We start from the raw sequence: 21096 nt of genomic DNA on the forward strand, positions 1-21096 counted from the left end.
GGCCGTGTGCGTGATGTGACCGATGGGTAGGACCCGGCATCAAGAAGGCATGAAGATTGCCTACGCCCGGCAATGCGCTCGAAGGTCCCCCCGGACCAGAATGGCACCAGCGGCACCTCGCCTGCATGGTGAGTGCCGAGTTCCGGAAGAGTCGGTGTACAGGGGGGCGAGCATGGCGGAGGTACTGGACGCAGCCTTCGGCTTTCCCTCCATGGTGCTCACCACCGGTGTCGTCACCGTCTTCGGGTTCTGGCTGCTGGTGCTCTGCGGGTTCGTCCCTCCCGATGCCTTCCGCTCCGACGTCGAGGCCCTCGGGATCAGCGGCGTGCCGGTCGAAGCGGCCGGCTCGGTGTTCCTCGCGACCGGCTGGGTGCTCGACGTCGTGGGCTCGGTGCTGCTGGACCGGGTCGAACCGCCCGCTGCGCTGTCCCTGCCGCTGTCCGTGGCACTGCTCGGCGGTTCCCTGTTCCTGGCCTGGCACATGACGAGGTTCCTGGTGCTCCGCACCGTGGCGCACCGCGCCGTGCACCACGGCGCCGAGTCGGGCCCGCACTCCTCGCGTACCGCCGCCTGAGCGGGTACGCCCCTCCTCCTTCGATCGACACGGGGTTCTCTTATGGATGCCATCACCCTGGGCATCGGCGTGCTGGTAGCCGCTGTCCTGCTCGCCGCCTTCGCGGTGCTGTTCGTGGTCAGCCGCTTGTTCCGGAAGGTGGAGCAGGGCAAGGCGCTGATCGTCTCCAAGATGCGCAAGGTGGACGTCACCTTCACCGGACAGGTGGTCCTGCCGGTCCTGCACAAGGCCGAGGTCATGGACATCTCGGTGAAGACCATCGAGATCGCCCGGACCGGTCGGGACGGGCTGATCTGCCGGGACAACATCCGGGCCGACATCCGCATCTCGTTCTTCGTCCGGGTCAACAAGACCGTCGAGGACGTCATCAAGGTCGCCCAGGCGATCGGCACCGAGCGGGCCAGCGACAAGGCGACCCTGCAGGAGCTCTTCAACGCCAAGTTCTCCGAGGCGCTGAAGACGGTCGGCAAGCAGATGGACTTCACCGACCTCTACACCAAGCGCGACGAGCTGCGGTTCCGGATCATCGAGGTCATCGGCATCGACCTCAACGGCTACAGCCTCGAGGACGCGGCGATCGACTACCTGGAGCAGACCCCGCTCGCCCAGCTCGACGCCGGGAACATCCTGGACGCCCAGGGCATCCGCAAGATCACCGAACTCACGGCCGTCGAGAACGTCCGCACCAACGAGCTGCGCCAGCACGAACAGAAGGAGATCACCCGGCAGAACGTGGACGCCCGCGAGGCGATCCTCGAACTGGAGCGGCGCCAGGCGGACGCGGAGATCAAGCAGAAGCGCGAGATCGAGACCGTGCGGGCGCGGGAGGAGGCCGAGACCGCCCGGGTCATGGAAGAGGAGCGGCTCCGCGCCCAGAGCGCCTTCCTGCGGACGGAGGAGCAGCTCGGCGTCCAGCGCGAGAACCAGGCGCGTGAGGTCGCCGTCGCCCAGAAGAACCGCGAGCGGGTCATCGCGATCGAGAGCGAGCGCATCGAGAAGGACCGTCTCCTGGAGGTCATCGCCAGGGACCGGGAGACCGAACTCACCCGCATCTCGGCGGAGAAGGAGGTCGAGGCCGAGCGCCGGGACATCGCCGAGGTGATCCGGGAGCGGGTCGCGGTGGACCGCACCGTCGCGGAGCAGGAGGAGTCCATCAAGCGGCTGCGCGCCGTCGAGGAGGCCGAGCGCGACCGGCAGGCACTGGTCATCGCGGCCGAGGCCGAGGCGCAGGAGAAGCTGGTCAAGGACATCAAGGCGGCCGAGGCGGCCGAGCAGGCGGCGGTCCACCGGGCCGCGGAGGAACTGACCCTGGCAGAGGCCCGCCACAAGGCGGCGGACCTCGATGCCCAGGCCAAGATCCGGATCGCCGAGGGCGTGCAGGCCGAAGCCGCCGCCACGGGCCTCGCCGCCGTGCAGGTGCGCGAGCAGGAGGCCGGCGCCATCGAGAAGACCGGTCGTGCCGAGGCCGAGGCCACCGAGGCCCGACTGCGTGCGGAGGCGGAGGGACTGCGGGCCAAGGCGCTCGCCGAGGCCGAGGCGATCGGCGAGAAGCTGAAGTCGGAGGCGGCCGGTCTCACCGAGAAGGCCGCGGCGATGGCCGCGCTCGACGAGGCCTCCCGCACCCACGAGGAGTACCGCCTCCGCCTGGAGGCCGAGAAGGACGTCCGCCTCGCCGGTCTCGAAGTGCAGCGGCAGGTGGCCGAGGCACAGGCCACGGTGCTGGCCACGGGGCTGGAGCACGCCGACATCAACATCGTCGGCGGGGAGTCCGTGTTCCTCGACCGGCTCGTGCAGTCCGTCTCCTTCGGCAAGTCCGTCGACGGCTTCATGGAGCACTCGCAGACGGCCCAGACCCTCGCCGGTCCGTGGCTGAACGGCGAGGGGGCGTTCACCGAGGACCTCACCAAGGTGCTCGGCTCCCTCTCCAGTGCCGACGTGCAGAACCTGAGCGTCTCCGCGCTGCTCGCCAAGGTCATGAACTCCGGCCTGCTGGACACGGCGAACCCGGGAGCGCCCACCCCCCCGACCCCGTCCGGGACCGCCGCGCTGAACGGCGCGGCCACGAGCTGACCGCCCACGGGGGAGCGGTCGGAGCGGGTCCGGTGCCGGCGAACGGGGGAGTTACCGGCACCGGACCCGTCTTTCACCACGGTACGAGGAGCAGAACAAGATGAGCACCGGAATCGACCGGGACACGTACGCGATGCTGCGCGACCGTCTCGTCTCCCAAGCGGGCGAACTGGCCCGCCGCGCCGAAGCCCTCAACGAGGCCCGGATCGCGGAGTTCGGTTCCGGCGAGCTGGCCCTGGCGGGCACCGGCCGCATCCACACGGAGCGCGCCTCCCTGCCCCGGGACGTCGTCGCCGTCGGCGACGACGTGCTGCTCCTCGGCCGTCACACGGCCTCCTCGGGACGGGAGGAGACCCGGGTCGAGGACGTCCTGACGCTCCACGACCGGGACCTGAAGCCGCTGCCCGAGAGCACGGTCCCGGGACTCCTGGACGACCCGGACTTCCGGCGGGAGTTCGCGGCGCTCCACCGGTACTTCCGCGGCGCGCGGCTGCTCAGGCTGCGCAGGGGGGAGGGGCGGCTGCTCGCCGTCTTCCAGACGGGGGACAAGGCCGACGACCTCCGCGTCCTGAGGTGGTCCTTCGGCCCGTCCGGTGAGGTGCGCTTCCTGGACGCGCAGGGGGAGCGCGACCACGTCCTGCCTCCTTCCCAGGGGGTCGACTGGGTGGAGACGACCCGGGAGGACCACGTACCGGGCCGCTTCCCGCACATCTCGATCGACGGCCGGATCTTCGTGTCCACGGTCGGTGGAAGCCTCACGGTCAAGACGGAGGACGACACCGAGACCGGCGACGGCATCCACGGCGAGCCGGTCGACGAGCCCCTGCAGTCCCTCGCGGACGCCGAGGTCGCGCACGCCGCCGTCGGCCCCCTCCTCCTGCTACGGGTCCGCCCGTACAAGGAGAGCACCCACCGGCACCTGGTCTTCAACGCGCTGACCGGGACCGTGGTCCGGCTCGACGGCCTCGGCCAGGCGTGTCTGAGGCTTCCCGAGGACGCGGGTCTGGTCTTCCCCGGCGGCTACTGCCTCGCCTCCGGTGCGGTGAAGACCTTCGACACCGACACCTCCGGCCTCGTCTTCGACCGGTTGGTCCGCTCGCCCAACGGGGAGGACCTCCTCTACGTCTTCCACGCCCAGGAGGAGGGACGCGAACTCCTCCTCCCCTACAACTTGATCCGCAAGGAGGTCGCGAGCCCGGTCTCCTGCCGCGCGCACGCCCTGCTCCAGGACGGGACGATGGTCGTCCTGAGGTCCGTCGAGGACGAGCCCGGCCGGGTGCACGCGGTGCAGGTCTGGCGGACGCCCTACACGGCCGACACCTATGCCGCCCCCGTGGGGGACGGGCCGCTGGTGCGCATCGGCAACGTGGACCTCGTCCGGGGCATCTCCGACTGCCTGTCCGTCGCCCGGCAGGCCACCGAGCTCACCCCCGCCCGCGAGGTGTACGAAGCGCTCCTCGCCGCGTGTGCCCGTGCGGTCGACGTCCACCACTGGCTGGGGGACCCGGAGACCGGGGACCTGAGCGGTCCGCTGGTCGAGCTCCGCACCGCCGCCGCACAGGTGCTGGACGAGTTCGAGACGGTGACGACGCTCACCCGGCAGGCCGCCGAAGCCCTCGCCGACTCCGCCGGGCACATCGCCCGCCTGGTCCGGCGCGTACGCGGCGAGGCTCCGGCCACGGCCGAGGAGTGGATCTCCCGGATCACCGAACTCCGCCAGGCCCAGGGCCACCTGGTGACCCTCAAGGAGATGCGGTACGCCGACGCGGACGCCATCGACGTGCTGGCCGCCGACGTCGAGGCGGACGTCGCGTCGGCCGCGCAGCGGGCCGTCACCTTCCTCCACCGTGACGACGCCTTCACCGCCCACCACGAGGACGCGGACCGTCTCGCGACCCGGGCCGCGGAACTGGCCACGGCGGCCGAGGCGGGCCCGGTCGGTGACCGGATCGACGAGCACGTCCTCGCCCTGCGGTCCCTCAGCGAGATCATCGCCGGCCTCGACATCGGCGACGCCACCGTCCGTACGACGATCCTGGCGCGGATCGCCGACGTCCTGGGCGCCCTGAACCGGGCGCGCGCCGTTCTCACGGCCCGTCGCACCGAGCTCCTCGACCGGGAGGGGAGGGCGGAGTTCGCCGCCGAGCTGGCGCTGCTCGGCCAGTCCGTCACCGGTGCGCTGTCGGCTTCGGACACGGCGGAGCACTGCGAGGCCCAGCTCGGCCGGCTGATGCTCCAGGTGGAGAACCTGGAGTCCCGCTTCGCCGACCACGACCGCTTCCTCGCCGACCTGGCCGAGAAGCGGGCGGAGATCTACGACGCGTTCACCGCGCGCAAGCAGGCGCTCCAGGACGCCCGCGCCCGTCGTGCGGAGCGGCTCGGGGAGTCGGCGGGCCGGGTGCTGGAGTCGATCGCCCGGCGCTCCGCCGACCTGGTGGACCTGGACGGGGTCCACACCTACTTCGCCTCCGACCCGATGGTCGTCAAGGTGCGGCGCATCGCGGACGAGCTGCGGGAACTCGGCGACCAGGTCCGGGCGGAGGAGCTGGAGGGCCGTCTCGGAGCCGCCCGCCAGGAGGCCGGGAGGGCGCTGCGGGACCGCACCGAACTGTTCTCCGACGGAGGGGACACGATCCGGCTCGGCCGCCACCGCTTCGCGGTCAACCGACAGGCCCCCGAGCTGACCCTCGTTCCGTACGGGGACGCCCTCGCCCTCGCCCTGACGGGCACCGACTACCGTGCGCCCGTCACGGACCCGGAGTTCGCCGCGACCCGCCGCTTCTGGGACCGCACCCTGCCCTCCGAGTCCCCGGAGGTCTACCGGTCCGAACACCTGGCCGCACGGCTCCTCGCCGAGCACGGAGCGGACGGCCTGGCGGGCGAAGACCTCCACGCGCTCGCCCGCAGGGCCGCCGAGGCCGCGTACGACGAGGGGTACGAGCGCGGTGTCCACGACCACGACGCGGCGACCGTCCTGGAGGCCGTCCTCGGGCTGCACGCCGGGGCCGGTCTCCTGAGGCACCCGGCCCCGGCACGGGCAGCGGCCCAGGTCTTCTGGGCCCACACCGCCACCGCCGAAGCCCGTGAGCAGTGGGCCGGGCGGGCGGTCTCGCTGACCCAGGCCCGTGACCTCTTCGGGGCTGAGTCCGCCCTCGACGGCCTGCGGAGGGAGCTGGCCCAGGAGCTGGGCGACCCGACGGCCGCCGAGTACCTGGTCGCCGAACTGGCCTCCGGTCCTCCGGGCTTCGCCCTGTCCGCCGCCGCCCGCACCCTCCTGGAGGAGTTCCGGCGCGCCGTCGGGAGTTCCGCCTACGGTGACTCGCTCGCCGCCCTGTCGACGGCCCGGTCCCGCCGGCAGCACGCCGAAGCCTGGCTCACCGCCTATGCGTCGGCGTCCGGGAAGGGCATCGAGGAGGGCGTGCTCGCCGAGGCCGTCGCGGCCGAGGTCTGCCCGGACCTGGAGCGCTACGAGGTGACCGCCTCGACCGCGGTGACGGTCGCCGGCCTGCTGGGCAGCCACCCCCGGGTGGAGGGGCGCGCCCTGGAGCTCCGCCTCGACGACTTCCTGACCAGGACCCGACGGTTCGTCACGGAGGAGGTGCCCGCCTACCGCGCCTACCAGCAGCGCCGCACGGCGCTGATCGAGGACGAGCGGACCCGACTCCGGGTGGACGAGCACCGTCCGCGCGTGATGTCCTCCTTCGTTCGCAACCGGCTCGTCGACGAGGTCTACCTCCCGCTGATCGGCGACAACCTCGCCAAGCAGCTCGGAGCGGCCGGAGACTCCGCTCGAAGCGCTTCGCACGGCCTGCTGCTGCTCCTCTCCCCGCCCGGGTACGGCAAGACCACGCTGATCGAGTACGTGGCCGAGCGCCTGGGACTGCTCCTCGTCAAGGTCGACGGACCGGCCCTGGGACAGCGGACGGTCTCCCTCGATCCCGCGGAAGCCCCCGACCGCACGGCCCGCCGGGAGCTGGAGAAGATCGCCTTCGCCCTGGCGGCGGGCAACAACGTCCTGCTGTACCTGGACGACATCCAGCACTGCTCGCCCGAGTTGCTCCAGAAGTTCATCCCGCTCTGCGACGCCACCCGAACCCTGAACGGGCACGACCTGCGGGGCAAGCGCTTCGCCGTCTGCATGGCCGGAAACCCGTACACCGAGTCGGGGCAGGCCTTCCGGGTACCGGACATGCTCGCCAACCGTGCCGACGTGTGGAACCTCGGCGACGTCCTCACGGGCAAGGACGAGGTCTTCGCCCTCAGCTTCGTCGAGAACGCCCTCACCGCCCACCCGGTCCTCGCGCCGCTCGCCGGACGCGACCGCGCGGACCTGGAGTTGCTGGTCCGGTTGGCGGACGGAGACCCGACCGCGCGCCGCGACCGGCTCGTCCACCCCTACGACCCCACCGAGCTCGACCGGATCCTCGCCCTCCTGCGCCGCCTCCTGACGGCCCGTGAGACCGTTCTGGCCGTCAACGAGGAGTACATCGCCTCCGCCGCCCGTGCCGAAGGGTCCCGCACCGAGCCGCGCTTCCGGCTCCAGGGCTCCTACCGCACGATGAACAAGATCGCCGCGCGCCTCTCGCCCGTGATGAACGACGCCGAACTCGCAGCGGTGATCGACGACCACTACACCGCCGAGGCGCAGACCCTCACCACCGAGGCCGAGGCCAACCTCCTGAAGCTCGCCGAGCTCCGGGGCACCCTCACCCGCGAACAGGCCGACCGCTGGTCGGAGATCACCGCCGCCCACACCCGCGCCCAGGCGCTCGGCGACTCCGCCGACGATCCGCTCGCGCGGGCGGTCGCGGCGCTCGGACTGCTCGCCGACCGCATCACGGCCGTCGAGGCGGCGATCACCCGGGCGACGGACCCCCGCCAGCTGTTGGCGCGCACCAACGGGCGCCACGCGGCGCGGCCCGCCGTCCCGCCGGTCCCCGAGCAGGGTCCGAACTGACCTCGCGGGAGGGCGGTCGCGAGTCGTTCGGCACGCGTTGTGACCACGGCGGGAGCCGGGGGTGCGAACCCCCGGCCGCGCGTCCGTCCCCCGGCCGCTGCGACAGGTGCGTTTCCTTATCGAGCTGCTGACCTGCAGAAATAGATGTCCTTTGAACGGATCGACCTGTTCGGATAACGGTCGCGTCACGCTCCCTGCATTTTCCCGTGATTACCATGCGTATCGTGATCTGGGTCACACGGGTGAGGGTGTGGTCTGTGTTAGGAATGCCCAACTCCGCAGGTGGCACCACCCCTCGCCGCCTCCGTGGGGAGCCGGGCACGAACCGGCAGCACGACCGAGGTGATCACGCTCCGAGTCCGCGGACATCGATCGCCCGGATCGCCGAACGGACAACGGCGTTCGCTCAAAGACCGCATCCCCCCATCCGGCGCAGCCTCCCGCGCGTCGGTCCTGCGCACCTGAGGTACCACCGTGTCACTCGATGCCATCACCCAAAACGTTGACAAGGCCGTCAGCGGCTTCTTCGAGCCCATAGCCAGCTGGCTCGGAGAAGTCGTCTTCTTCTCCGTGTCCATCGGAGACACCCAGCTTCCCCTCATCGTGGCCTGGCTCGTCGTCGCGGGCCTGGTCTTCACCGGCTGGTTCGGAGTCGTACAGCTGCGCAAGTTCCGGCTCGCCGTGAACGTGGTGCGGGGCAAGTACGACGAGAAGGGGTCGGCCGGCGAGGTCAACCACTTCCAGGCCCTGACGGCCGCCGTCTCCGGAACCGTCGGCCTCGGCAACATCGCCGGTGTGGCCGTCGCGGTCTCCATCGGCGGACCCGGCGCCACGTTCTGGATGGTCCTCTGCGGCCTGCTCGGCATGGCCACCAAGTTCGTCGAAGTCACCCTCGGCGTGAAGTACCGCGAGGTGCACGCCGACGGCACGGTCTCCGGCGGGCCCATGCACTACCTGCCCAAGGGCCTCGTCGACCGCTTCGGCAAGAAGGGCAAGACCTTCGGCAAGGTCCTCGCCGTCCTCGCCTCCTTCATGGTGCTGTTCTTCGGTCTCTTCGGCGGCAACCTCTTCCAGGTCAACCAGTCCTACGCCCAGCTCGTCTCCGTCACCGGCGGTGAGAGCGGCGCCCTGGGCTCGTCGGCCGGCGCCCTGTTCTTCGGCATCCTGATCGCCGCGCTCGTCGGCATCGTGCTCCTCGGCGGCATCCGCTCCATCGCCTCGGTCACCAGCAAGCTGGTGCCCGCGATGGCCGGCATCTACATCGCGGCCTGCCTCGTCGTCATCGTCGTCAACATCGGTGCCGTCCCGTCCGCGGTCTCCACGATCATCGAGGGCGCCTTCAACCCGCAGGGCGTCGCCGGCGGTGTGCTCGGTGCGCTGATCATCGGCTTCAAGCGGGCCGCGTTCTCCAACGAGGCCGGCCTCGGCTCCGCCCCGATCGCCCACTCCGCGGTGAAGACCAAGCACCCCGCCAGCGAGGGCCTGGTCGCCCTGCTGGAGCCGTTCATCGACACCGTCGTCATCTGCACCATGACCGCCCTGACCATCGTCATCGCGAACCCGGCCAGCTGGGCCGAGGCCCGCGCCGGCGAGTCCATCGGCGGCGTCACCATCACCTCCGACGCCTTCGGCACGGTCATGCCCTGGTTCCCGTACGTCCTGACCATCGCGGTCATGCTGTTCGCCATCTCCACCGTGCTGACCTGGGGCTACTACTGCATGAAGGCCTGGACGCACCTGTTCGGCCGCAGCAAGGCCAGCGAGCTGAGCTTCAAGGTCCTGTACACCGTCTTCGCGGTCGCGGGCTCCCTGCTCACCCTGAAGACCCTCATCGACATGGCCGACGCCGTGCTGTTCATGCTCGCCGTCATCAACATCATCGGCCTCTACCTCCTCGCCCCCATCGCCAAGCGTGAGCTGAACTCCTTCCTCGCCTTCGTGAAGCGGCGTGACGCCGGTCTCGACGCCGACGTCGACGCCGACCGTGACGGCGACGACGACCAGGAGCTGGTGAAGACCACCGCCTGACCGCCCCCCACGGTCTGGCTTCCGAAGGGCCCTGTCCGCACCTCGCACCTCGCGGAGGACAGGGCCCTTCATCTTGTTTCAGCAGGTGAGAGACGCTCTGGTGAGACTCCCGATCACCCGATAGGGTGTAAAGAACGCATCAGGAACGATGCTGGTGTGCCGGGAAGTCTGGTCGGCGTCCGTGGGCCCGTGTGCCCCCCTGCCGACACGCCCCGGAGGATTCCTTCCATGACCCAGGCACGCCCCCGCAAGATCGCCTTCGGTCTGCTCCCCTGGCCCGAGCGCCAGGCGATCGCCGAAGCCCTGCGCACCGAGACCATCGGCGGGCTCGTGCTGCTCGCCGCCGCCGTCGTCGCCCTCGTCTGGGCGAACAGCCCGTGGAGCGCCGCCTACGAGTCCCTGCGCGACTTCCACTTCGGCGTACCCGCGCTCGGCCTGGACCTGTCGGTGGGCCACTGGACGGCCGACGGGCTGCTGGCGGTCTTCTTCCTGGTCGCCGGCATCGAGCTGAAGCGCGAACTCGTCACCGGCGAGCTGCGCACCCCGGCCACCGCCGCGCTACCGGTGGTCGCCGCCGTCTGCGGCATGGCCGTCCCGGCCGGCCTGTACGTGCTGGTCGCCAAGTCGGGCGGCGGAAGCCTCGACGGCTGGGCCGTCCCGATGGCCACCGACATCGCCTTCGCGCTCGCCGTCCTGGCGGTCATCAGCACCCACCTGCCCGCCGCCCTGAGGGCTTTCCTGCTCACCCTCGCGGTCGTCGACGACCTCGGCGCCATCCTCGTCATCGCGGTCTTCTTCACCAGCGACCTCGACTTCTGGGCGCTCGGCGGGGCCTTCGCCGGGCTGGTCCTCTTCTACGTCCTCCAGCGCCTGCGGGTCCGGGGATGGTGGTGGTACGTCCCCCTCGGCATCGCCATCTGGGCGCTGATGTACAACTCCGGCGTCCACGCGACCGTCGCCGGGGTCGCCATGGGCCTCATCCTGCGCACCACCCGCGACAGCGGTGAGGACAGGTCCCCGGGGGCCCGGGTCTCCCACCTCGTGCACCCCTTCTCCGCCGGCGTGGCCGTCCCCCTCTTCGCGCTCTTCGCCGCCGGCGTCAGCGTCTCCGGCGCCGCCCTCGGCCACGTCTTCACCGACCCCGAGCCCCTCGGCATCGTCATCGGCCTCGTCGCCGGCAAGATCCTCGGGGTCTTCCTCGGCACCTACCTCGCCGCACGCTTCACCAGGGCGACGCTCAACCCCGAACTGGCCTGGGCCGACATCTTCGGCCTCGCCGCCCTGGCCGGCATCGGCTTCACCGTCGCCCTCCTCGTTGGTGAGCTCGCCTTCACCGATCCCACGGAGGTGGAGCACGCCAAGGCCGCCGTCCTCGTCGCATCCCTCGTCGCCGCGGCCTTCGCCGCGGTGCTCCTGCGCCGGCGCAACCGCCGTTACAAGGAGCTGTACGAGGAGGAGAACCGCGACGAGGACGAGGACGGCATCCCCGACGTCTACCAGACCGGAGCGCACTCCAGCAGCTCCCGGTGAGGGGGCGCCCGCTCCCGGATGCGCCCGGGGACGGCAGTGGCCCGGCGCTGATCCTGCACTGATACGGTCGCGGGCGGCCCCAGCTTGCCGGACACCGGCAAGTTGGGGCGGGGGCGGGTGCTCGTCAGGGGCCTGTCAACATCAGATAAGAAACGTGTAAGGTCCTTTGCGGAGTGCCGGGAAGTCTGGTCGGCGAACAAGGGACACCTGTCTTCTTCTGCCGATCGGGGGACTTTCGCCATGGTGCTCGTCGCCGTCTTCGGGGCCGCGCTGCTCGTAGCGGTCCTGCTCTCCGGGCTCGCCGCCCGCACCGTCCTCTCCACCTCGCTGCTGTTCCTGGTCGGCGGAGCGCTGGTCAGCGACGGCTTCCTCGGGCTGATCCACATCTCGCCCGAGAGCGAGATCGTGTCGGTCACCGCGGACCTCGCGCTCTTCGCGGTGCTGTTCACCGACGGCATGCACGTCTCCTTCGCCAAGCTGCGCGCCAACTGGCGCAACCCGGCCCGCGCACTCGGCCTCGGAATGCCCCTCGCGTGCATCGGCATGGCGCTGATCACCCACTATCTGGTGGGCCTGGACTGGACCACCTCGTTCCTGGTGGGCGCGGTGCTCGCACCCACCGACCCGGTCTTCGCCTCCGCGATCGTGGGCCGCAAGGAGGTCCCCGCGCGGCTGCGCGAACTGCTGAACGTGGAGAGCGGCATCAACGACGGCCTCGCCCTGCCCGTCGTGCTGATCCTCATCGCCGCCGCCGGCCCGACCGCCGGCCACGCCGAGGCGTCCTTCGGGACGATCGGACTCGAACTGGGCCTGGGCCTGCTCTTCGGCGTACTGCTCCCGCTGCTGGTCAACGGACTCGTGCGGTTCCGCCTGCTGGGCGCCGAGCCCAAGCTCCAGCCGCTGCTGCCGCTGACTATCGGCGTCATCCTGTACGCGGCCTGCCACCTGACGCACGCCAACCCGTACCTGGCGGCGTTCTCGGCCGGTGCGGTGCTGGCCGCGGTGTCCCCCGAGTCGCAGAAGGCGTTCGAGCCCCTGGGCGAGTCGCTGGCCGAGCTGGCCAAGTTCGCCGCCCTGCTGGTCTTCGGCGCCCTGCTCACCCCGCAGCTCTTCGGGGACCTGTCCGTCGGCGGGTACGTCGCGGTGGTCCTGGCCATCGTGCTCATCCGCCCGGCCTCGCTCCTGATCTCCCTGTGGGGCACCCGCATCGACCGCCGGGAGAAGCTGGTCGCGGCCTGGTTCGGCCCCAAGGGCTTCGCCTCGGTCGTCTACGGTCTGCTGGTGCTCCAGGCCGGCATCCCGCAGGGAGAGCAGGCGTACACGCTGATCGCCGTCTGCATCGCCTTCTCGATCATCGCCCACAGCAGCACCGACGTGCCGATCGCCCGCCTCTTCCACGTCGACGACCTCGTCGACACCGGAGTCGACCCCGAGCCCCGCCCCGTTGCCGATGCCCCGACGACCGGAACCGTTCCCCGTGCGCGCACGTGACCTGTCGGGCTGAGCGGCCTCCCGCCGGCCCGACCACCCGCCGTCAGCCGCCATGCCCCATCCCTCCACGGGGCCGCGCCCATGGAGTGCACCGACGGTCCCGCGAGGTCGGTCGTCGCCTCCGAGGCCGACCAGCCGCAGGTGATCGGCACCGTCGGCGCGGTCACCCCGCTCCGGCCGCGGCCCCGGCCCGACCTCTCCGCGTTCGGGCCGCCCGCCGAAATCCTGTCCCGGTGCGCCAAGGTGCTGCTCGTCCGTCAGTACCCGCAGCGGAGGTCCGCCCGCCAGCAGGGGCGTCCTGCACGTCCCCTCACCACGAGGAGTCCGATCCGATGAACGACGAACCCGTCTTCAAGAAGAGCCGCTGGGGCACCAACCGCTACGTCTACAACCCCAGGAGCCCCGTCGGCCTCTTCCTGATCGTCGCCAGCAGTGTGGGCGTCCTGGTCATGATCCTCCTGATGGAGAACCGGGCCGGCCCCTTCGCCCCGACGCCGTCGCCCAACCGGAGCACGCCGGCGCACCAAGAACCCTGACCCTTCCCCTCCGGCACGCCACCGACCCGCACGAGGACGACCAGCCCGACGACGCAGGACAGGAAGAGGATCACATGAAGTGGAACCGCTGGACGAAGGGCGGTGCGGCTGCGGCACTCCTCCTCCTCGTCGCGAGCGTCGTGGCCTGGGCCCTGGTGGGCGGGGAGCGGCACGAGGACTCCCTGCTCGACAGTTGCGGCGGCTCCCTGGCGGTCGACGAGGCGAACGGCTTCTTCGCCGGCGCCGAACTGGAGTCCCGGGGGCACACGGGGGAGTGGGTCGGCCACGACGTCGAGTACTGCTCGGTGTCGGCGCGGAACGATCCGGACGCCGGTACCCTCCAGGTGCAGCTGCGCCCCGCAGCCGCCCACCGGGCCAGTGGTGCAGCGGAGTACCCCGGTGCCGCTCCCCTCGGGTACGGCTGGAACGGCTCCTTCGCCGTCCGGGGCGGCCCCGAGGCCGCCGTGCTCGTGGACTGCGCGCCGCTCGCGGGAAAGGGGCTGCTCGTCCTCGTCGGGACCGCGAAGGACGCCCGGGAACTCACCCGCGAGCAGATCATCGCCGTCGCCCGGCTCACCACCGAGACCGCCCGCCGGGCTGCCGAACGCTTCCACTGTGAGGGCGTTTTGGGACAGCGGCCCGACGAGGTCGACACGACGGGGGAGGCGAAGCGCCCGGTCGCCGGTGCGATCGAGACCTGCCGCGGAGTCGTGAGCGCCGCCGACGCAAGGACCCTGGGGGCCGTCGCCGTGGGCGAGTACCGAGCGGGTCGCTCCCTCACCGAGGAGTGCAACGTCAGACTGCGGCAAGGCGGCGGTCTCCGGATCAACGCCTACTACGGACCCTCGGCCCAGCAGGAGATGTACCTCGACGCCCGCTACCCCGGCAGCGTCAAGGGCATCGTCACCCGCACGCACACCTGTCCGGGAGGCCTCGGCACCACGTACTTCAAGATCACCCCACCCCTGCTGCCCGACAAGCAGCCGGTGTCGTTCGACGGTCCGGAGCGCGAGGCGCTGAACGCACTGCTCGTCTCCTTCGCCGAGGCCTCCGCGGCGCGCCACGGCTGCTCCCTGGACTGAGGTCCGCGCGGGGCCGCCGTCACCGGAGGGCTGTTCCTCCGGGGCCGGCGGCTCAGGAGCCCGCCGTCACCGCGGGCGCCTCCAGCCGACTGCGGAGCGTGCCTTCGAAGTCCTCGGCACGGATCAGCTGCACCCGGAGCTTCTCGACCTGCTCCGCCGCGGCCCGCTGATAGCCGCGGACGCGTTCCAGGAGGGCCTCGCGCTCCTCGGCTCCGAGCGCACCGCCCGTGTCCAGGCGGTCGGTGGCGTCGAGGAGGTCGCGCATCTGGTCCAGGGTGAAACCGAGCGGCTTCATCCGGCGGATGACCATGAGGCGAGCGATGTCGTTCTCGGTGTAGAGGCGGAAGCCGCCCTGAGAGCGGGCGGAGGGAGTGACCAGACCGGTCTCCTCGTAGTGGCGGATCGTGCGCAGGGACAGTTCGGTCCGCGCGGCGACCTCGCCGATCTGCATGTGCTTGCCGTCCACGCCGCTGATCCTCTGGCCCTTCTCGTGCTGGCTCGGTCCGGCCGGGCTCCTCGGCCCTGCCCGGTTAGGCCCAGGACGGGCGCCACCGATCCCTACTCTAACGTTAGGGTAGAGTTGCTGGCGGCGAGGCCGCCTTTCCGGCGTCCCGCCGTTGCCGTGTCGGGGCCGAAGACGCCCCCGGCGAAGGTCCGATCCTTGCAGGAGAGAAGCGTGCGCGAGCCCACGACGCCCGGCGCCGCTGCCTGCCCGCCGTGATGCTTCGCCCCCGGATCTGGGCTCCGGCTCCGCCGTGAGGTCTGCTCCACCCCTTCTCGACCTGCTCTTCCGGCTCCGTGTCCACGGGGTCGACCACGAGGTGCCGACCCGGCTCCACCACGTCCTCCCGCACGCCCGGCCGCCGAACAGGGTGCGCCCCGAGCACGACAGGTTCCGTCTCCCTTGTCTTCTGCCGCCACTGCTGTGTCTCCCGCTGCGCGCCTGCGCGGCCTGAAGCCCGATTGGATCTCCGACCCCAAGGTCTGGCGCACCGAGGTCCTGGCGGGGCTGGTCGTTGCCCTGGCGTTGATTCCCGAGGCCATCTCGTTCTCGATCATCGCCGGCGTCGATCCGGCGCTGGGCCTGTTCGCCTCGTTCACCATGGCCGTGACGATCGCGATCGTCGGTGGTCGGCGGGCGATGATCTCTGCCGCCACCGGTGCCGTCGCCCTGGTGATCGCCCCGCTGAACCGTGAGCACGGCCTCGGCTATCTGATCGCGGCCGTGATCCTCGCCGGTGTCTTCCAGGTCGCCCTGGGGGCTCTGGGGGTGGCGAAACTGATGCGCTTCATTCCCCGCTCGGTGATGGTCGGGTTCGTCAACTCCCTCGCGATCCTGATCTTCATGGCGCAGGTTCCCGAGATGACCGATGTGCCCTGGCCGGTGTATCCGCTGATCGCCGGGGGGCTCGCCCTCATGGTGTTCTTCCCCAAGGTCACCACCGTCGTTCCGGCTCCGCTGGTGTCGATCGTCATCCTCACCGTCATCACCCTCGGTGCGGCCATCGCCGTGCCGGCGGTCGGCGACAAGGGGGCGCTGCCCTCCTCCCTCCCCGTGCCGGGACTGCCGGACGTGCCGTTCACCGTCGACACCCTGACCACGATCGCCCCCTATGCGTTCGCCATGGCGCTGGTCGGTCTGATGGAGTCGCTGATGACCGCGAAGCTGGTCGACGACATCACCGACACCCACTCCAACAAGACCCGTGAGTCCATCGGCCAGGGCATCGCCAACATCGTCACCGGCTTCTTCGGCGGCATGGGCGGTTGCGCCATGATCGGCCAGACGATGATCAACGTGAAGGTCTCCGGTGCCCGCACCCGCATGTCCACCTTCCTCGCGGGCTCCTTCCTGATGGTGCTGTGCATCGTCTTCGGCTCGGTCGTCTCGGACATCCCGATGGCCGCGCTGGTCGCCGTCATGATCATGGTGTCGTTCGCGACCTTCGACTGGCACTCCATCGCCCCGAAGACGCTCCGGCGGATGCCCGCCGGGGAGATCGCCGTCATGCTGATCACCGTCGTGTGCGTGGTCGCCACCCACAACCTCGCCATCGGCGTCGTCGTCGGCTCCGTCACCGCCATGGTCATCTTCGCCAAGCGCGTCGCGCACCTCGCCGAGGTGACCGCCGTGCTCGACCCCGACGGCACCACCGTCGTCTACCGGGTCACCGGCGAACTGTTCTTCGCCTCCTCCAATGACCTCGTCGGTCAGTTCGACTACGCGGGCGACCCCGAGAAGGTCATCATCGACCTCGGTGCGGCCCACGTCTGGGACGCTTCCTCCGTCGCCGCGCTCGACGCCATCGAGACCAAGTACGCCCAGCGAGGGAAGACCGTCGAGATCACCGGTCTCAACACCTCCAGCGCCCTCCTCCACGGCAAGCTCAGCGGCGAACTCGCCGCCGGACACTGAGGCCGGCGGTCGGCAGCGGGGCGCGGGGTTCCGGGCGCCCGTTGCCGGCCGGTCGCCGCCGCCCCGCCGCCTGACACCCGGGCCGCGGGGCGGCGGCCTTTCCGGGGGCGGGTTCCGCAGAGTTCCCGGTCGCCGGGCCCTGCGCACCCTGAGCTCCGGGGTGATCGACGGCAGGGCGCCGGTGCGCCTTCGCCGGTCCCGCGCGGGATCGCGACCGGCACGGTGCGCACATCGCGACCAGCGGGCACCGACCGCAGTCGACGTCGCCCCGTCGAGACGGTCCCTGGGGACCCGCCCCATTGGGAGGGTCGGGCGCGGTCGTGCGCGAGGGGCTGCTCCGCGCCCGGGGTGCCCGTGGTGCCGCGGGTCGCCGTCCGGTGGGGAGGGGGGTGTCGGGGCACGGGTGACCCTCTTGATTCGATTGATGTCTATGTTGACGTCCATCTATTCAAGTGCCAAGCTGGGTCATGAGAGATCGACGAACGTCGAATCAGAGGGAGTCCTCATGCACGTCACCGCCGCCGAGCAACTGCCCGTCGTGGTCATCGGGGCCGGTCCGACCGGTCTGGCCGCGGCTGCCCACCTGGTCGACCGGGGCATGGAGCCGCTGGTCCTGGAGGCCGGGGCACGGCCCGGAGCGGCGGTGCGCGCCTGGTCGCACATGCGGCTCTTCTCCCCCTGGGGCGAGGTCATCGACCCGGTGGCCGAGGAGCTGCTGGTTCCCACCGGCTGGGTGAAGCCCGACCTCAGCACGTACCCGACGGGCGGTGACTGGGCGTCCGACTACCTCCAGCCGCTCGCCGAAGCCCTCGGCGACAGGGTGCGGGTCGGGAGCCGGGTGACCGGTGTCTCCCGCTCGGGCCGTGACCGGACCGTCGACGCCGACCGCTCGGCCCGAGCGTTCACCGTCCGCGTCCAGTACGTCGACGGACGCGAGGAACTGATCCCGGCCCGGGCCGTCATCGACGCCTCGGGTACCTGGGGCGGCCCCGGCCCCGCCGGTGGTGACGGCCTCCCGGCACTCGGCGAACGCGCGGCGGCCGACCGGATCTCCTACCGGGTGCCCGATCTCAGGGACCCCGTGGTGCGGGCCCGGCACGCCGGCAAGCGGACCGCGGTGATCGGCTCGGGAGCCTCTGCCTTCACCGCACTCGCCTCCCTCGCCGACCTGGCCCGGGAGGAAGGGGGTACCAAGGCCGTGTGGATCCTGCGCCGCGGCATCTCCGGCTCCACCTTCGGCGGTGGCGCGGCCGACCAGCTCCCCGCGCGCGGAGCCCTCGGCCTCGCGGCCAAGGCGGCGGTCGACGGAGGGGCCGCGGACGCCGTCACCGGCTTCCGCACCGAGGCGATCGAGCGTGCCGGTGAGCGCCTGGTGCTGGTCGCAGAGGACGGGCGCCGACTCGATCCGGTCGACGAGGTCATCGTGCTCACCGGCTTCCGTCCCGACCTCACCTTCCTCGACGAGCTCCGCCTCGGCCTCGACGCGCGCCTCCAGGCCCCGGTCGAACTCGCCCCGCTGATCGACCCCAACCAGCACTCCTGCGGCACCGTCTACCCCCACGGGTTCAAGGAGCTCTCCCACCCCGAGTCCGACGTCTACCTGGTCGGCATGAAGTCCTACGGTCGTGCCCCGAACTTCCTCGCCCTGACCGGCTACGAGCAGGTCCGCTCCGTGGTCGCCGCCCTCGCCGGTGACCACGAGTCCGCCGAGCGGGTCGAACTCGTCCTCCCCGAGACCGGGGTGTGCGGTGGTTCCGGCCTCTTCGACCAGCCGGTCGCCGAGGACGCCTCCCAGGGCGGCTGCTGTGCACCCGCTCCGGAGCTCATCCGGCTCGGCGCCGGTACCCCGACGGCCACCGGGGGCTGCTGACCCGTCGCGCCCCCGGGGTGCGGGTGGGGTCCGGCCCGTATGCCTTCCCCCGCCCGCTCAGTACGATGGCCTGCCGTCCCGCGGCGCACCATCGGGCCGGTGGGGCGGCTGACGGGAGGGCGGCGGCGTGACGGACCGGAGCGAGGGCGGGGCGGAGCCGCTGCGGCGCAGGCGCGGGCAGGGGGAGCTGGAGACCCAGGTGCTCGCCGTGCTCCGGGAGGCGTCCGAGCCGGTTCCCGTGGCCTGGGTGCGCGAGCGGCTCGGCGGCGCGCTCGCCTACACCACCGTGATCACCATACTGACCCGTCTGCGGGTGAAGGGTGCCGTCGAACGCGAGCGGATGGGGCGCTCCTTCCGGTGGACGGCGGTTGCGGACGAGGCAGGACTCGCCGCGCTGCGGATGCGGAGGGTGCTGGACGCCGAAGCGGACCGTCAGGCGGTCCTGGCCAGTTTCGTCACCGGACTTTCACCGAACGAGGAGCGACTCCTCCGTGAATTGCTGGCCCGAGCGGCGGAGGAGACGGCCGGGGAGGGGAGCGAGGGGGAAGACTGCTGACCGCCATGGGTGTCTTCGTCTTCCTCCCCCTCGTCCTCCCGCTGACCGCCTGGCCGGTCGCCCGGCTCGCCGAGCAGCGGCTCCACCCCCGCACCGCCACCCGTCTGCTCGCCGTCGTCGCCGGTCTCTCCGCCGTGTGCAGCACGCTCTGCCTCGGGCTGCTGATGATCGTGGGCACCGCGCAGTTGCCCGGCAATCCGCTTCCTGACGGTTGGTCGGATCCCGGGGTGCGCGCGGCCCTGCCGTACGACGAGTTCGCGGGCCGGGCGGCGATTCCCGCGTTGATCGCCGTACTGGTCTCGTGCGGCAGGGCGGTCTGGCGTCGGTCGCGGGTCCGTCGCGGGGCCGAGGCTGCGCTCGCGGGGCTGCGGGCACGGTCCGTCGCGGTGCTCCCGGACCCGGTTCCGTATGCGTACGCGCTGCCCGGCCGGCGGGGTCGAGGCCGGGTCGTGGTCAGCACCGGGATGCTCGTCGGCCTCGGGCCGGCCGAGCGCAGGGCCCTCTTCGCTCATGAACGCGCACATGTGAGGGGGCGTCACCACCGGCATCTGCTGACGGTCCATCTGGCGGCCCGTGCCAATCCGTTCCTGCGTCCGCTGCGCACTGCGGTGAACTACACCACGGAGCGCTGGGCCGACGAGGAGGCGGCTGCCGAGGTGGGCAGCCGCCGGGTCGTGGCGCGGGCGATCGGCAGGGCCGCACTGCTGCGCCCGCGCCCGACCGCCGGAGCGCTCCCCGCCCTCGTGGGGACGGGGCCGGTGCCCCGGAGGGTCGAAGCGCTGCTGAGTCCGGCGCCGGTGGGGCGTGCCTGGCCGTCGGTCTTCACGACCGCCGGCCTCGCCGCCTGGGGCGCCGCCTTCGGGGTGACGGCATCGGCGCTCTCTTCGGCGAACTCGGCCGTGACGCTCTTCCGTGTCCTGCGAGCAGCCGCCGCGCCGATGTAATCGTCCGCGGCGGCCGTGTGCTCAGAGGTCGAACTCGTGCGGCGGCAGGTCCAGCGTGTAGCACGCCTCGCGCACCACGGCCTGCTCGGTCTTGTCGAAGTCACCGTCGGCGCCGCCGATGACGATGCCGATCTGGACGACGGCGCGTGCTTCCGCCGGCTTCTTCTTCGCCTTGGCGATTTCCTGGAGCACGCTGACCTTTCCGAAGTCGAAGTCGGCGGTCAGCTTGTTCAGGTTGTCGTCGAAGCGGCGCTGGAGGTCGACCGCGTCGAAGTTCTGCAGCACCTCGTTCGTCGCGATGAGCTGGGCGACCCGACGGCGCTCGGCGGGGTCGATCGTCCCGTCGGCGGCGGCGACCAGCGCGCACATGGCCATGCTCGCGTCCCGGAAGGCGCCGCTCTTCAGGTCGTTCTTCTTCGCCACCAGCTGGGTCTGCATCGTCGATGCGGACTCCTTGATGCGGTCCCACAGGGCCATGTCGAGCACTCCAGACGTCAATGGTTGAGGTCGGTTCCTTCTACGTCCTTGTAGAACGCGGTGCCGGGGGACGGAGTTCCCGGAGGGCGGGCGGACGTGTGCTCGCTCCTGGGGAGCGGCGGTCCGGAAGTGGGAGTCGCCTCCCGCGGGCAGCCGTGCGGCGGGTGACGGCGCGTCGGGCGGTCCCGCCCGGTCCGGCCGGTCGGGACGCCGGGCGTTCCCCCGCCGACCGGAGCGTCCGACCGTTCGCCTCGGGGGAGCGGGTTGGCCCCGGACCCTTGTGCACCTCGCCCCCATCAATAAAATGTCACACACCACACAAGGGAGTCCTTTCATGGTCCATGCGCACGTCCCCGCGCGCCGCGCGCACCCCTGGCACGGGATCATGGTCGCCACCGCCCTCCCTTTCCGGGAGGACGGTTCCGTCGATCACGATGCCTATGCGCGGCACGTCGCCCGGCTGGTCGCCGACGGTTGCGACGGCGTCGTCCCGAACGGCTCCCTCGGCGAGTACCAGACCCTCACCGACGCCGAGCGCGCCCAGGTCGTCCGCACCGCCGTCGAG

General features: G+C 71.3%; 16 protein-coding genes. 14 read left to right on the forward strand and 2 right to left on the reverse strand.

What is annotated here, in order from left to right; translation table 11 throughout:
- Positions 1–172 precede the first annotated feature (172 nt).
- The 9 genes from ACFW2Y_RS24380 (at position 173) to ACFW2Y_RS24420 (ending at position 14268) form a co-directional block, all read left to right on the forward strand.
- Positions 173–574, forward strand: coding sequence for a hypothetical protein (locus tag ACFW2Y_RS24380; RefSeq protein ID WP_384883013.1), 402 nt, complete (start codon positions 173–175; stop codon positions 572–574).
- Positions 575–616: 42 nt separating this feature from the next.
- Positions 617–2644 (forward strand): flotillin family protein, encoded by a 2028-nt coding sequence (locus tag ACFW2Y_RS24385; protein WP_384883016.1) that lies wholly within the window; start codon positions 617–619, stop codon positions 2642–2644.
- 100 nt (positions 2645–2744) lie between these two features.
- Positions 2745–7601: a DNA repair ATPase gene (locus tag ACFW2Y_RS24390; protein ID WP_384883019.1), complete on the forward strand. Its 4857-nt coding sequence runs from the start codon at positions 2745–2747 to the stop codon at positions 7599–7601.
- Positions 7602–8075: 474 nt separating this feature from the next.
- Positions 8076–9629, forward strand: a complete 1554-nt coding sequence (locus ACFW2Y_RS24395; protein WP_384883022.1) for an alanine/glycine:cation symporter family protein — start codon at positions 8076–8078, stop codon at positions 9627–9629.
- Positions 9630–9857: 228 nt separating this feature from the next.
- Entirely contained in the window at positions 9858–11159 is a 1302-nt protein-coding gene (nhaA, locus tag ACFW2Y_RS24400) for a Na+/H+ antiporter NhaA (RefSeq protein ID WP_384883025.1), read from the forward strand.
- Between the two features lie 240 nt (positions 11160–11399).
- The gene (locus ACFW2Y_RS24405; protein ID WP_384883028.1) at positions 11400–12650 is read left to right on the forward strand and encodes a cation:proton antiporter; all 1251 of its coding nucleotides are present in this window, start codon (positions 11400–11402) and stop codon (positions 12648–12650) included.
- 81 nt (positions 12651–12731) lie between these two features.
- Positions 12732–12986: a hypothetical protein gene (locus ACFW2Y_RS24410; RefSeq protein ID WP_384883031.1), complete on the forward strand. Its 255-nt coding sequence runs from the start codon at positions 12732–12734 to the stop codon at positions 12984–12986.
- Complete coding sequence (locus tag ACFW2Y_RS24415; protein WP_384883033.1) at positions 12983–13186, forward strand: hypothetical protein; 204 nt, start codon at positions 12983–12985, stop codon at positions 13184–13186. The genes ACFW2Y_RS24410 and ACFW2Y_RS24415 overlap by 4 nt, the downstream gene beginning before the upstream one ends.
- 74 nt (positions 13187–13260) lie before the next feature.
- Positions 13261–14268, forward strand: a complete 1008-nt coding sequence (locus ACFW2Y_RS24420) for a hypothetical protein (RefSeq protein ID WP_384883036.1) — start codon at positions 13261–13263, stop codon at positions 14266–14268.
- 52 nt (positions 14269–14320) lie between these two features.
- Here the strand turns inward: ACFW2Y_RS24420 and ACFW2Y_RS24425 are convergent, their stop codons facing one another.
- On the reverse strand, positions 14321–14734 hold the full coding sequence (locus ACFW2Y_RS24425; RefSeq protein WP_384883039.1) for a MerR family transcriptional regulator: 414 nt from the start codon (positions 14732–14734) through the stop codon (positions 14321–14323).
- 459 nt (positions 14735–15193) lie between these two features.
- Between ACFW2Y_RS24425 and ACFW2Y_RS24430 the strand changes: the two genes are divergently transcribed.
- From ACFW2Y_RS24430 to ACFW2Y_RS24445, 4 genes are all read left to right on the forward strand, one after another.
- Positions 15194–16684 (forward strand): SulP family inorganic anion transporter, encoded by a 1491-nt coding sequence (locus ACFW2Y_RS24430; protein ID WP_384883041.1) that lies wholly within the window; start codon positions 15194–15196, stop codon positions 16682–16684.
- A 505-nt stretch (positions 16685–17189) separates the two neighbouring features.
- Positions 17190–18554, forward strand: coding sequence for an NAD(P)-binding domain-containing protein (locus ACFW2Y_RS24435; RefSeq protein WP_384883043.1), 1365 nt, complete (start codon positions 17190–17192; stop codon positions 18552–18554).
- A gap of 127 nt (positions 18555–18681) precedes the next feature.
- The gene (locus ACFW2Y_RS24440) at positions 18682–19110 is read left to right on the forward strand and encodes a BlaI/MecI/CopY family transcriptional regulator (RefSeq protein ID WP_384883046.1); all 429 of its coding nucleotides are present in this window, start codon (positions 18682–18684) and stop codon (positions 19108–19110) included.
- Between the two features lie 5 nt (positions 19111–19115).
- Entirely contained in the window at positions 19116–20054 is a 939-nt protein-coding gene (locus ACFW2Y_RS24445) for a M56 family metallopeptidase (protein ID WP_384883050.1), read from the forward strand.
- Positions 20055–20075: 21 nt separating this feature from the next.
- Here the strand turns inward: ACFW2Y_RS24445 and ACFW2Y_RS24450 are convergent, their stop codons facing one another.
- Complete coding sequence (locus tag ACFW2Y_RS24450; protein ID WP_384883056.1) at positions 20076–20531, reverse strand: tellurite resistance TerB family protein; 456 nt, start codon at positions 20529–20531, stop codon at positions 20076–20078.
- 334 nt (positions 20532–20865) lie between these two features.
- On the opposite strand from ACFW2Y_RS24450, the gene ACFW2Y_RS24455 reads away from it, so the two are divergent.
- Positions 20866–21096 (forward strand): dihydrodipicolinate synthase family protein (locus ACFW2Y_RS24455; protein WP_384883053.1); only part of this gene is annotated, 231 nt, incomplete at its 3' end.

Origin of the sequence: Streptomyces sp. NPDC058877 (assembly GCF_042742855.1) — a bacterium.
In the GTDB taxonomy this organism is placed as follows: Bacteria; Actinomycetota; Actinomycetes; order Streptomycetales; family Streptomycetaceae; genus Streptomyces.

Excerpts from the sequence above, each read along its gene's own strand:
- ACFW2Y_RS24410 (WP_384883031.1), top strand. The coding sequence starts at position 12,732 with ATGGAGTGCACCGACGGTCCCGCGAGGTCGGTCGTCGCCTCCGAGGCC.
- ACFW2Y_RS24415 (WP_384883033.1), top strand. The coding sequence starts at position 12,983 with ATGAACGACGAACCCGTCTTCAAGAAGAGCCGCTGGGGCACCAACCGC.
- ACFW2Y_RS24450 (WP_384883056.1), bottom strand. The coding sequence starts at position 20,531 with ATGGCCCTGTGGGACCGCATCAAGGAGTCCGCATCGACGATGCAGACC.
- ACFW2Y_RS24390 (WP_384883019.1), top strand. The coding sequence starts at position 2,745 with ATGAGCACCGGAATCGACCGGGACACGTACGCGATGCTGCGCGACCGT.
- ACFW2Y_RS24380 (WP_384883013.1), top strand. The coding sequence starts at position 173 with ATGGCGGAGGTACTGGACGCAGCCTTCGGCTTTCCCTCCATGGTGCTC.
- ACFW2Y_RS24420 (WP_384883036.1), top strand. The coding sequence starts at position 13,261 with ATGAAGTGGAACCGCTGGACGAAGGGCGGTGCGGCTGCGGCACTCCTC.
- ACFW2Y_RS24445 (WP_384883050.1), top strand. The coding sequence starts at position 19,116 with ATGGGTGTCTTCGTCTTCCTCCCCCTCGTCCTCCCGCTGACCGCCTGG.
- ACFW2Y_RS24405 (WP_384883028.1), top strand. The coding sequence starts at position 11,400 with ATGGTGCTCGTCGCCGTCTTCGGGGCCGCGCTGCTCGTAGCGGTCCTG.
- ACFW2Y_RS24385 (WP_384883016.1), top strand. The coding sequence starts at position 617 with ATGGATGCCATCACCCTGGGCATCGGCGTGCTGGTAGCCGCTGTCCTG.
- ACFW2Y_RS24435 (WP_384883043.1), top strand. The coding sequence starts at position 17,190 with ATGCACGTCACCGCCGCCGAGCAACTGCCCGTCGTGGTCATCGGGGCC.
- nhaA (WP_384883025.1), top strand. The coding sequence starts at position 9,858 with ATGACCCAGGCACGCCCCCGCAAGATCGCCTTCGGTCTGCTCCCCTGG.